Below are 11,359 nucleotides of genomic sequence, written 5' to 3' on the forward strand. Positions count from 1 at the left end.
GGGGCGGCCAAGGTGCCGCGCGGGCCGAAGGGGGCAAACATGCGGCATGGCGGGCGGCTTCTGGCGGATCACCTGGCGGCACATGGGGTGCGCCGGGTGTTCTCTGTTCCGGGCGAGAGCTTTCTGGCGCTGCTCGACGGGCTGCCCGATGCGGGGATCGCCAATGTCGTCTGCCGCCACGAGGGGGGGGCGGCCTTCATGGCCGAGGCGACGGGCAAGCTCTCGGGCGCGCCGGGAATCTGCCTCGTCACGCGCGGGCCCGGCGCGACCAACGCCGCCGCGGGGGTCCATGTCGCGCGGCAGGACGGCACGCCCCTGCTGCTGCTGGTGGGCGACATCGAGCGCGGCCATCGCGGGCGCGAGGCGTTCCAGGAGGTGGACTTTCCGGCGATGTTCGCCCCCCTCGCCAAATGGGCCGCCGCCGTGACCGAGACCGAGCGGCTGCCCGAGATGCTGGCGCGCGCCTGGCGGGTGATGACCTCGGGCCGGCCGGGCCCCGTGGTCCTGTCGCTGCCCGAGGACATGCTGGACGCCGTGACGGACGCCCCCGACCGCCCGCCCGAGGGGCCGCGGCTCTCGCCCGACTGGAGCGGGGCGGCGGCAGCGATGCTGGAGCGGCTGGCCGCGGCGCGCCGGCCCCTCGTGGTCGCGGGCGGGCCCCACTGGTCCGAGCGGGCGGCGCAAGACCTCGGCCGCTTCGCCGAGGCGCAGGGGCTGCCCGTGGCGCTGGCCTTCCGCCGGCAGGACTTCCTCGACAACGAGCACCCCCATTACGCGGGCGAGCTGACGGTGGCGACCAACCCCGCCCTTCTGCGCCGCCTGCGCGAGGCGGATGCGATCCTGCTGCTGGGGGCGCGGCTGGGCGACATCGAGAGCGCGGGCTACACGGCCCTCGACCCGCGGGGGCACGGCAAGGTCCTGCTGCAGGTCCATCCCGAGCCCGAGGAGCCCGGACGCCCTTGGCGCCCCGACCTGTCGGCGACCGCGCCCGCGCCCGACTTCGTGGCCGCCCTGGCCGCCCTGCCGCCGGGGGGGCGCGACGCCGCGGCCGCGCGCGAGGCGCACGAGGAGTATCTGCGCTGGTCCAGTCCGCAGCCCACGCCCGGCGCCGTCCGGCAGGAGGAGGTGATCGCGCACCTGTCGCGCACGCTGCCCCCCGATGCGATCCTGACCAACGGGGCGGGCAACTTCGCGGCCTTTCTCGGGCGCTACTACCGGTTCCGCCGCTGGGGGACGCAGCTTGCGCCCGGCTCGGGCTCGATGGGCTACGGCTTTCCGGCGGCGGTCGCGGCCAGCCTGCACCATCCGGGGCGCACGGTGGTCTGCGTGGCGGGCGACGGCGACATCCAGATGACGCTGAACGAGATGAGCACAGCCATCCAGCACGGGGCCGCCCCGGTCGTGGTGGTGATGAACAACGGCACCTACGGCACGATCCGCATGCATCAGGAGCGGCGCTTTCCCGCCCGCGTCTCGGGCAGCGACTGCCTGAGCCCGGATTATGCCGCGCTGGCCCGCGCCTATGGCGGCTGGGGCGCGACGGTCGAGCGGACGGAGGATTTTCCCGACGCGCTGGAGCAGGCCCGCGCGGCCGGCACCCTCGCGGTGATCGAGTGCCGGCTGGACCCCGAGGCGCTGACCACCACCCGCACCCTTTCCGAGATCCGGGCAGCCGCGCGGGGGGGCTAGAACTCCACCCCGGGCTGCGCCTTCACGCCCGAGCGGAAGGGGTGCTTGACCAGCTCCATCTCGGTCACGAGGTCGGCCGCCTCGACGAGGCGAGGATCGGCGTTGCGGCCGGTCAGGACCACATGCGTCGTGGGGGGACGTTCGGCCGCGAGAAAGGCCAGAACGGCGTCGAGGTCGAGATAGCCGTAGCGCAGCGCCACGTTGATCTCGTCGAGCAGGACCATGCGGCGGGCGGGATCGCGGATGAAGCCCTTGGCCACCTCCCAGGCGGCCTCGGCCGCAGCGATGTCGCGGGCGCGGTCCTGCGTTTCCCAGGTAAAGCCTTCGCCCATGGCACGCACGGTGCAGAGATCGGCGAAATGCGCCTCGATCAGGCTGCGCTCGCCCGTGGGCATGGCGCCCTTGATGAACTGGACCACCGCGCAGGGCATCCCGTGGGCGATGCAGCGGAAGATCATCCCGAAGGCGGCCGAGGACTTGCCCTTGCCCTTGCCCGTGTGGACGATCACGAGGCCGCGTTCCTCGGTCTTGGTGGCCATGATGCGGTCGCGCGCGGCCTTCTTGCGGGCCATCTTGGCGGCGTGGCGGGCGGCGTCGGTCTCGGGGATGTCGTCGGTCATGAACCCTCCCTGGTCTCGCGCAGCGCGTCGATGCGGGCGCGGGCGGAGTTGGAGCGCGGGGTCCAGAGGCCGCGGGCGATCGCCTCGTGCAGCCGCTCGGCGATCTCGCGCAAGGCGGGGGCGTTGTGGGCGGCCAGAAAGGCGCGCACCGCCTCGTCGCCCAGCACCGCCTCCTCGACGGCGTCGAAATGGTGGCCGCGCACGGCGTTCGTGGTGGCGGCGAAGGCGAACAGGTAGTCCACGCTGGCCGCGATCTCGAAGGCGCCCTTGTAGCCGTGGCGCATGACGCCCGCGATCCATTTCGGGTTGACCACGCGCGAGCGGACGACGCGCGCGACCTCCTCCTCGAGCGAGCGGATGACAGGCCGCTCGGGGCGGGAATGGTCGCCGTGCCAGACGGGCACCGCCTCGCCGCGCAGCCATTCGACGGCCGCCGCCGCCCCCCCCTCGAACTGGTAGTAATCGTCCGAATCGAGCAGGTCGTGCTCGCGGTTGTCCTGGTTCTGGACCACGGCCTCGGCCCGGCGCAGCCGCTCGGCAAAGCCCGCATGGTCGGCCACCCCCTCGCGGTGGGCGCCATAGGCCCAGCCGCCCCAGTCGAGATAGGCGCGGGCGAGGTCCGCGCGCCCTTCCCAGGCGCGGCCGTCGATCAGCGCCTGCAGCCCCGCCCCGTAGGCGCCGGGCTTGGAGCCGTAGACGCGCGGGCCCGGCGCGCGGGGGGCGGCGTTCATCTCCTCGGGCTCCTCGAGGGCCTGGATCGCGCGGGCGGCGCTGTCGAACAGGGCCACGAGCTGGGGGAAGGCGTCGCGGAAGAAGCCCGAGATGCGCAGGGTCACGTCCACCCGGGGCCGGCCGAGCTGCGCGAGCGGCACGACCTCGATGCCGGTGACGCGGCCCGAGATCGCCTCCCAGACCGGGCGCACCCCCATCAGCGCGAGGCCCTGGGCCACGTCGTCGCCCCCCGTGCGCATGGCCGAGGTGCCCCAGGCCGTCAGGACCAGCGCGCGGGGCCAGTCGCCCGTCTCGGCGGCGTGGCGCTCGACCAGCGCCTCGGCCGAGGCGCGGCCGAGCGTCCAGGCCGCGCGGGTGGGCATGGCGCGGCCGTCCACCGAGAAGAAGTTGCGCCCCGTGGGCAGGACGTCGGGCCGGCCCCGCGTGGGCGCCCCCGAAGGCCCCGGCGCGACCGCCCGGCCGTCCAGAGCGGCGAGGAGCGCCGCCCCCTCGGCCGGGCCCGAGGCGTCGAGGCGGGGCCCGAGGTCGTCGCGGATCTCGGCCAAGACGGCGGCGCTGGCCGGGCCCGGCGCCTCGGCGCGTCCCTCGAGCAGGGCCTGCGCGAACAGTTCGAGCCGCTCGACCGTGTCGCCCTGCGTGCGCCACGGGTCCGGGCTGAGGCCCGCGAGCCCGTCCGGGCGCGGCCCCTCCCACGGGGCGGCCCAGTCGGCCGCGAGCGGGTCGAGCGGCAGCCCGAGGTCCGCCGCCAGCGCGCGCGGCAGCGAGGCGCGGTCCCCCCGCGGCACACGGGCGAGCGCGAGCAGCAGGTCGCGCCGCTGCACCCCGCCGGGCGAGGCGCCGAAGACGTGGAGGCCGTCGCGGATCTGCGCCTCCTTGAGGTCGCAGATCCAGGCATCCAGCTTGGCGAGGTCGCGCCCGTCAGCCAGGCCCGCATCCGCCGCGATGCCGGTGCTCTCGGCCAGGGTCGCGATCTCGCGCCGCAGGTGGGCGGCGCGGCGGGAATCCGTCGCCTCGGCCGAGGCCAGCTCGTCGAGCAGCCCCTCGAGGTCGCGCAGGGGGCCATAGGTCTCGGCCCGGGTCAGGGGCGGGGTGAGGTGGTCGAGGATGACGGCCTGCGCGCGGCGCTTGGCCTGCGTCCCCTCGCCGGGGTCGTTGACGATGAAGGGGTAGAGATGGGGCAGGGGGCCCAGCGCCACCTCGGGCCAGCAGGCGGCCGAGAGCGCGACCCCCTTGCCGGGCAGCCATTCGAGGTTGCCGTGCTTGCCCATGTGGACGATCGCGTGGGCGCCCCATTCGGCCCGCAGCCAGAGGTAGAAGGCGAGATAGCCGTGGGGCGGCACGAGGTCGGGGGCGTGGTAGGTCGCCCGGGGGTCCACGCCGTAGCCGCGCGCGGGCTGGAGGCCGACGACGACATGCCCCATCCGGTGCAGCCCGAGGACGAAGGCGCCGTCGCGCACGGCCGGGTCGTCCTCGGGCGCGCCCCAGCGGTCGGCGACCTGCCGCTTCACCTCCCACGGAAGGGCGTCGAACCAGGCGCGATAGGCCCCGAGGGGCAGGCGCTCGCCCCCCTCGCGGGGGCCCGGCGCGTTGGTGGGCCCGGCAAGGAGCCGCGCCATCAGCGCGTCCGCGTCCTCGGGCGCCCCCTCGACCCGGTAGCCCGCCCCCGCCATCAGCCGCAGCGCGGCGACCGTCGAGGCGGGTGTGTCGAGGCCCACCCCGTTGGCGAGCCGCCCGTCCCGGTCGGGATAATTGGCGAGCACGAGGGCCACGCGCCGTTCGGCGGCCGGGGTCGCGCGCAGCCGTGCCCAGGCAGCGGCGAGGTCGCCCACGAAGGCCACCCGGTCGCCGCGCGGCACATGGGTGACGATCGGGCACTGGGTCGCGGCGTCGAAGCGCGCCTCGTCCTTGAACGAGACCGCGCGGGCCAGCACGCGGCCGTCCATCTCGGGCAGGGCGACGTTCATGGCGATGTCGGCGGCCGACAGGCCCCGCGTCCCCTCCTCCCACTGCGCCTCGGTCGAGCCGGCGAGGACCACCTGGAGGACGGGTGCCCCGTTCGCTTCCGGCATGGCGAGCGGGTTCTCCCCCCCGGCGGCGAAGGCGGTGGCGTTCAGGATCACCGAGGGCGGCGCCGCCCCCATCAGCGCGCGCAGCGTGTCGGCCGAGAGCGGGTCCTTGAGCGAGGCCACAAAGACCGGCAGCGGGTTGAGCCCCCGCCGCAGGAGTGCGCGGACCAGATGCGCCACGGGCGCCGTCGCCCCCGAGAGGAGCAGCGCGCGGTAGAACACCACCGGCACGACCGGCGCCCCCCCGGTCCAGCGCGCGCGCAGGAGGGCCGGGTCCAGCACCCCCTCGCCGGGCCACCAGACCCCGGCGCGCAGCAGCGGGCGCGCGGGCGGGGGCCGGGGGGTGCCGTCCAGCATCGCGCGGGCGTGGCGCAGGAACCCGGCCGCGTTCTCGGCCCCGCCCTCGACCAGAAAGGCCCAGAGCGCGGCGTAATCCTCGTCCCCCACGGTCGAGAGGGCGCGCAGCTCGGCATCGGGCTTGTCGTCGCCGGGCAGCACGACAAGGGGCACCCCGGCTTCGTGCAGGCGGGCGGAGTACTGCGACAGGCCGTAGCGCCAGTAGTTCGCCCCCCCGAGGAGGCGCACCACGACGAGGCGCGAGCGGCTCGCGCAGGCCTCGAGATGGAGATCCACCGACAGGGGATGGGCAAGGTTGGCAAGGCTCCAGAGCCGCAAGCCGGGCGCCTCCTCGCCCAGGGCCTCTCGCGCGGCGGCGAGAAGGGCCAGCTCGGTGTCGGCGGCCGACAGCACCACGAGGTCGGCGGGCGTCTGGCCGGGATCGACGGGGCGGGCGCCGTCGTCCAGCGTGCCGGGCGTGGCGGCGAGCAGGTGCATCAGGCTGGACTCGGGGCCCACGCGCGCCCATGTGGTGTCACCCGATCACGGAGGCGAACATGGGCGTGGGTGGCAAGCGCACGGGGCCGAAGCCCCCCAAGGACCGCAACCGCGACCCCCGCGCGCCCGCGATCCCGGCCGCGAAGCCCAGCAAGGCCGCGCTGGTCGAGAAGCTGCGCGAGGCGGCGCGGCGGCGCGACGAAAAGCCGGGCTGAGGCGGTCACAGCCGCTTCTCCATGAAGACCGAATGGGGCCCCTCGGCATAGTCGCCGAAGGGGCCGCGGGGAACGAAGCCCGCGCGCGCATAGAGGCGCTGCGCGGCCCAGAGCGTGTCGCCGGTCTCGAGCCGCAGGAGCGGCAGGCCCGCCGCCCGCGCCTCGGCCTCGAGCGCGGCCATCAGCGCCGCCCCCGTCCCCGCTCCCCGCGCCTCGGGCGAGACCCAGAGCGACTTGACCTCGCCATAACCCTCCATCCGGGCGAGCGCGACGCAGCCGAGCGGCCGGCCCTCCGCCTCGGCGATCCAGAAGGCGATGTGGGGCGCGGCCAGCGCCTCGGCCGAAAGGAAATGGTTGTGCTCGGGCGGGTAGAGCGAGGCGAGATAGGCTTGCGAGGCCGCGAGCAGCGCCCGCCCCTCGGGGGAAAGGGGGTCGCCCCGCCGCACCGCAACGCTCATGGCGCGAGTGCCGCCTCGATGGCCGGGCGGTCGAGCCCGGCCTCGCCGATGACGACGAGGCGCGTGCGGCGCGGGGCGTCCCCCCAGGGGCGGTCGAAACGGGTCTCGACGCGCGGGCCGGCCGCCTGCACGGCCAGGCGCAGGGGCTTGCCCGCCACGGCGGCAAAGCCCTTGAGCCGCAGGATGCCGTGCGCCGCGACCGCCGCGCGCACCCGCGCGGCCAGCGCGGCGGGGTCCGCCTCCTCTCCGGGCAGATCGACGACGAAGCTCTCGAACTCGTCGTGGTCGTGGTCGTCTTCGCCGTCGTGGTGGGGGGCGCGGCGGTCCTCGGCCTCGGCCCCCACGCCCAGGCCCAGCAGCACCCCGAGCGGCAGCGCGCCGTGCCGGGCCGGCAGCGCGCGCACGCCGGGCCGTGCGCCCGCGCGCAAGCTGGCGGCCAGCGCCTCGGCCGCCTCGGGCTCGAGCAGGTCAGCCTTGTTGAGCACGACAAGGTCCGCGCAGGCGAGCTGGTCCTCGAACAGCTCCCGCAGGGGGGAATCGTGGTCCGCGCCCTCCAGCCCCGCGCGGGCGCTCGCGACCGCGTCCTCGTCCCCGGCGAAGCGGCCCTCGGCCAGGGCGGCGCCGTCCACCACCGTCACCACCCCGTCCACCGTGACGCGCCCCGCCACGCCCGGCCAGGCGAAGGCGCGCAGGAGCGGCTGGGGCAGGGCGAGGCCCGAGGTCTCGATCACGATGTGATCGGGCGGGTCGGGGCGGTCGAGCAGCCGCTCCATCGCGGGCAGGAAGTCGTCGGCCACCGTGCAGCAGATGCAGCCGTTGGACAGCTCGATCATGTCCTCCTCGCGGCAGAGCGCGTCGCCGCAGCCCCGGATCAGCTCGCCGTCCACGCCGAGATCCCCGAACTCGTTGATGACGAGCGCGATGCGCCGTCCGTCCGCATGCTCGAGGATGTGGCGGATCAGCGTCGTCTTGCCCGAGCCGAGAAAGCCCGTGACGACCGTGGCGGGAATCCTGGACATGGCAGCCTCCGGCGGCATGGCGGGGGCGCCCGGCCCCGTCCGAGGCGGGCGCGAGGGGAAGAAGAGGGCGGGGTCAGGCGCCGAGCAGGCGCGGCGTCACGAGGCCCGAGCCCTCGAGCCCGCGCAGCCGCCGCGCGCCCCAGAGCAGCGCGAGGTCCACGACCGGCTCGATCAGGACGACCACCAGATAGGCCGCGGCAAAGGTCGCCACCGCGCCCGCCACCTCGGCCCCCTGGCCCCAGAAGGCCCAGAACGCCACCCAGGCCACGACGCCGCCCTGATAGGTGGCCGAGAGCTTCAGCACGTCGCCGTAGCGCAGGTCGGCATAGCGCGTTCCCGCCGGGATCGTGCGCCCCGCCACCCAGGCCAGTGCAAAGAGCGGCACGAGAAGCGTGGTGACGTTCATGCCGTATTGCGGCAGGTCCGCGGGCTCGAACAGGAGGCCCTGCAGGAGGAGCCCGAGCGCGAGGCCGAGCGCCGCGGGCGCGGCCCCCAGGATCAGGAACAGCGCCGAGCCGAGGATCAGGTGCACCTCCGAGACGCCGACGGGCTGGCTGGGCAGCAGCTCGAAGAAGACGAGCGTGGCCGCCGTGGCCAGGCCCGCGCGCGCGGCGAGCGAGAACAGGCCGCGGCGGCGGAGGTCCTCCCACGACAGGCGCAGCGCCACCGTGGCGCTGCCTGCGGCGGTCGCGGCCCCGAGCGCGAGCTTGGCGCCGGTCACGAGTCCCGGTTCGATGTGCATGGTCTCATGTCTCCCTGGCCGTCCCACCGACGGCGCGCGTGTCGTCCGTGCATGGCAGGTCTCCTGGCTCGCGGGTCTGGGCGACCGGCCGCCTTCCCGGACCCCGGGGCCCAGTGGCGCGTGGCCGGCCGCTCGCCGCTCACAGTCGCGGGGGCGGCCGCGGCTGGGGGCCTCCGGCTTGGATCGGCCCCGTCCGCGTTCCCTTTTGATCCCGACCGCGTGGCGCGGCCGCGGGAACCATGCTCCGCCATCTGCGGGCCGTCGCGGGACCTCGTCAAGCGCGAAGGCGACATGCGCCGCCGCGGCGGCGACGGAGCCGGGCCGGGCAGGCGGACACCGCGGCCGGGGTGCCGCGCGGGACACCTGCCGCGTTTCCGCCCGGCGCGAGGGCGTTGACACCGGCGACGGGGGCGCCTTGATTGCCCCGAAGGTCAAGACCGGCAAGGAAAGCCGACATGTGGACGGGGATGCTCGACGCCATGCTGCGTCGCCTGATGCGACGGGGCGCCCTCGTCGTGACGATGCCGGACGGCCGCGCGCGCCGCTACGGGGAGCCGTCCGCCGCCGCGCCCCATGTGCGCATCACCGACGAGGCCACAATCCGCCGCCTCGCCCTCAATCCCGAACTGGCGCTGGGCGAGGCCTACATGGACGGCACGCTCGTCATCGAGGAGGACGACCTGCACGGCTTTCTCGCTGCCGTGATCCGCAACTCGTCGGGGCCCGGACAGGCGGGCTGGCTGGGGCTGAGGCGGGCGGCGGCCGGGTCGGTGCGGAGGCTGCGCAGCCTCAACAACCGCCTCCGCGCGCAGCGCAACGTGGCGCATCACTACGACCTGACCCCGGCGCTCTACCGGATGTTCCTCGACGAGGACCAGCAGTATTCCTGCGCCTATTTCCGCGACCCCTCCGCCACGCTCGAGCAGGCGCAGGCCGACAAGAAGCGCCACATCGCGCGCAAGCTCCTGATCGAACCGGGTATGCGCGTGCTCGACATCGGATCGGGCTGGGGCGGCCTCGCGCTCACGCTCGCGCGCGACTTCGGGGCGCGCGTGACGGGCATCACCCTCTCGCGCGAGCAGCTTGCCGCCGCGCAGGCCCGGGCGGCCGAGGCGGGCCTGTCCGACCGCGTCGAGTTCCGCCTCCAGGACTACCGCGAGGTGTCGGAGGTGTTCGACCGCGTCGTGTCGGTGGGGATGTTCGAACATGTGGGGCTGCCGAACTACGGCACCTATTTCCGCGCGGTGCGCGACCGGCTGACCGAGGACGGCGTGGCCCTGATCCACACGATCGGCAGCCCCTCGCCGCCCATGCCCACCAACCCTTGGATCCGCAAGTACATCTTCCCCGGCGGCTACATCCCTTCCCTGTCGGAGATCATGCCGGCGGTGGAACGCGCAGGGCTGTGGCTGGCCGATTGCGAGTGCTGGCGGCTGCACTACGCCATGACGCTGCGGCACTGGCACGACCGCTTCATGGCCCATCGCGAGGAGGCCGAGCGGCTGCACGATGCGCGCTTCGTGCGCATGTGGCGGTTCTATCTCGCAGGCTCCGAGCAGACGTTCCGGTTCGGCCGCCAGCTCGTGTTCCAGCTCCAGCTGTCGCGGCGGGTGGATGCGGTGCCGATCACCCGCGACTATCTCTGCGCCTGATGCGCCTGTCGCGCCTGCGCCTCAACGGGTTCAAGAGCTTCGCCGATCCGACCGAGTTCGTGATCCGCCCCGGCCTGACCGGGATCGTGGGGCCCAACGGCTGCGGCAAGTCCAACCTGCTCGAGGCGCTGCGCTGGGTGATGGGCGAGACGCGCCCTTCGCAGATGCGCGGCGGGGGCATGGAGGACGTGATCTTCGCCGGCACCGCCCGCCGCGCGGCGCGGCCCTTCGCGGAGGTGGCGCTGGTCTTCGAGCGCGACGGGGCGGAGACGGAGCTGGTGCGCCGCATCGCACGCGACGGCGGATCGGCCTATCGGCTCGGCGGGCGCGAGGCGCGGCTGCGCGACATCCAGGCCATGTTCGCCGATGCGGCATCCGGGGCACAGTCGCCCTCCCTGGTCCGCCAGGGGCAGATCGCGGAGCTGATCGCCGCCCGGCCCGCGGCGCGCCGGCGCGTGATCGAGGAGGCCGCCGGGATTGCCGGTCTCCAGACCCGGCGGGCCGAGGCCGCCCAGCGCCTCGGGGCCGCCGAGGCCAATCTCGCCCGGGCCGCCGGAGCGGTGGCCGATCTGGAGACCCGCCTGCGCGCGCTCGACCGTCAGGTCCGCGCTGCGGCGCGCCACCGGGAGATGTCCGATTCGCTACGGCGGGCGGAGGGGATGCTGATGTGGCGCCTCTGGGCCGCGGCGGACGAGGCGCAGGCCTCCGCCGAGGGCGAGACGCGGACCCTGGGGGCGCTGGCCGAACGCGCCGCCGCCGCCGCCCGAGCGGCCCGCGCGACGCGCGAGGCTGCCGAAGCGGGGCTCGAGCCGCTCCGCGCCGCCCGAGCCGCGGCCGCGGAGGAAACGGCGCGGCTGCGGGCCGAACTGGCGTCCCTCGCCGAAGGCGAACGGGCCGCGGCCGCCCGGCTGGGGGCGGTGCGCCAGGCGCTCGCCGATCTCGCCCGGGACGAGGCCCGCGAAGCCGAACTGGGCCGCGATGCGGCCGCCAGCCTCCGGCGGATCGCGGCCGAGCGGCAGGCCCTTCTGGCCGAGGACGAGGGCGCCGCTTCCCGCCTGGCTGCGGCCGAGCGTGAAACGGCCCGTCTGGAGACCCGTCTGCGCGAGGCCGAGGAGGCCCGGCTGCGTCTGGCCGAAGCGGCCGCCCGGGCGGAGGCCGGGGCGGAAGCGGCCAGACGGGGGATCGAGGAGGCGCGCCGCGACCGCGACCGGGCCGGCGCCGGGATGGGGCGTGCCGCCTCTGCCCGGGCCGAGGCCGAGGCGGCTCTGGCGCGTGCGGCGGCGCAGGGCGCGGCGGCTGCCGCCACGGCCGCCGCGGCCGAGCAGGCGCGCG

9 protein-coding genes and 1 riboswitch are annotated in these 11,359 nt (G+C 75.3%); of the genes, 4 read left to right on the top strand and 5 right to left on the bottom strand.

The genetic code is table 11. The annotated features are described in order from the left end of the window. The first annotated feature begins 39 nt into the window (after positions 1-39). Complete coding sequence (locus GT358_RS12345) at positions 40-1,689, top strand: thiamine pyrophosphate-dependent enzyme (RefSeq protein ID WP_166582925.1); 1,650 nt, start codon at positions 40-42, stop codon at positions 1,687-1,689. On the opposite strand, the gene cobO is transcribed toward GT358_RS12345, so the two are convergent. Continuing rightward, the gene (cobO, locus tag GT358_RS12350; protein ID WP_166582926.1) at positions 1,686-2,309 is read right to left on the bottom strand and encodes a cob(I)yrinic acid a,c-diamide adenosyltransferase; all 624 of its coding nucleotides are present in this window, start codon (positions 2,307-2,309) and stop codon (positions 1,686-1,688) included. The genes GT358_RS12345 and cobO overlap by 4 nt on opposite strands. Continuing rightward, on the bottom strand, positions 2,306-5,941 hold the full coding sequence (gene cobN / locus GT358_RS12355; RefSeq protein ID WP_166582946.1) for a cobaltochelatase subunit CobN: 3,636 nt from the start codon (positions 5,939-5,941) through the stop codon (positions 2,306-2,308). Before cobN ends, cobO begins: the two co-directional genes overlap by 4 nt. A gap of 59 nt (positions 5,942-6,000) precedes the next feature. Here cobN and GT358_RS12360 point away from each other — a divergent pair, with 59 nt between their 5' ends. Continuing rightward, positions 6,001-6,156: a hypothetical protein gene (locus GT358_RS12360; protein WP_166582927.1), complete on the top strand. Its 156-nt coding sequence runs from the start codon at positions 6,001-6,003 to the stop codon at positions 6,154-6,156. Positions 6,157-6,161: 5 nt separating this feature from the next. Here GT358_RS12360 and GT358_RS12365 read toward each other — a convergent pair whose 3' ends face one another. The 3 genes from GT358_RS12365 to GT358_RS12375 all read right to left on the bottom strand — a co-directional run bounded on the left by GT358_RS12365 (position 6,162) and on the right by GT358_RS12375 (position 8,375). Continuing rightward, a complete protein-coding gene (locus GT358_RS12365) occupies positions 6,162-6,614 on the bottom strand; it encodes a GNAT family N-acetyltransferase (RefSeq protein WP_166582928.1) in 453 nt (150 codons plus the stop codon). Next, entirely contained in the window at positions 6,611-7,633 is a 1,023-nt protein-coding gene (gene cobW / locus GT358_RS12370; RefSeq protein WP_166582929.1) for a cobalamin biosynthesis protein CobW, read from the bottom strand. Before cobW ends, GT358_RS12365 begins: the two co-directional genes overlap by 4 nt. A gap of 73 nt (positions 7,634-7,706) precedes the next feature. Further along, positions 7,707-8,375: an energy-coupling factor ABC transporter permease gene (locus tag GT358_RS12375; RefSeq protein ID WP_166582930.1), complete on the bottom strand. Its 669-nt coding sequence runs from the start codon at positions 8,373-8,375 to the stop codon at positions 7,707-7,709. A 35-nt stretch (positions 8,376-8,410) separates the two neighbouring features. Beyond that, positions 8,411-8,632: riboswitch (cobalamin riboswitch) on the bottom strand. Positions 8,633-8,830: 198 nt separating this feature from the next. On the opposite strand from GT358_RS12375, the gene GT358_RS12380 reads away from it, so the two are divergent. Further along, on the top strand, positions 8,831-10,027 hold the full coding sequence (locus tag GT358_RS12380; RefSeq protein ID WP_166582931.1) for a cyclopropane-fatty-acyl-phospholipid synthase family protein: 1,197 nt from the start codon (positions 8,831-8,833) through the stop codon (positions 10,025-10,027). Continuing rightward, the coding region (locus GT358_RS16870; RefSeq protein WP_166582932.1) for an AAA family ATPase at positions 10,027-11,359 on the top strand (1,333 nt) is incomplete at its 3' end. The genes GT358_RS12380 and GT358_RS16870, both read left to right, overlap by 1 nt.

Origin of the sequence: Rubellimicrobium sp. CFH 75288 (genome assembly GCF_009904055.1) — a bacterium.
In the GTDB taxonomy this organism is placed as follows: Bacteria; Pseudomonadota; Alphaproteobacteria; order Rhodobacterales; family Rhodobacteraceae; genus Rubellimicrobium.

Excerpts from the sequence above, each read along its gene's own strand:
- GT358_RS12345 (WP_166582925.1), top strand. The coding sequence starts at position 40 with ATGCGGCATGGCGGGCGGCTTCTGGCGGATCACCTGGCGGCACATGGG.
- cobO (WP_166582926.1), bottom strand. The coding sequence starts at position 2,309 with ATGACCGACGACATCCCCGAGACCGACGCCGCCCGCCACGCCGCCAAG.
- cobN (WP_166582946.1), bottom strand. The coding sequence starts at position 5,941 with ATGCACCTGCTCGCCGCCACGCCCGGCACGCTGGACGACGGCGCCCGC.
- GT358_RS12360 (WP_166582927.1), top strand. The coding sequence starts at position 6,001 with ATGGGCGTGGGTGGCAAGCGCACGGGGCCGAAGCCCCCCAAGGACCGC.
- GT358_RS12365 (WP_166582928.1), bottom strand. The coding sequence starts at position 6,614 with ATGAGCGTTGCGGTGCGGCGGGGCGACCCCCTTTCCCCCGAGGGGCGG.
- cobW (WP_166582929.1), bottom strand. The coding sequence starts at position 7,633 with ATGTCCAGGATTCCCGCCACGGTCGTCACGGGCTTTCTCGGCTCGGGC.
- GT358_RS12375 (WP_166582930.1), bottom strand. The coding sequence starts at position 8,375 with ATGCACATCGAACCGGGACTCGTGACCGGCGCCAAGCTCGCGCTCGGG.
- GT358_RS12380 (WP_166582931.1), top strand. The coding sequence starts at position 8,831 with ATGTGGACGGGGATGCTCGACGCCATGCTGCGTCGCCTGATGCGACGG.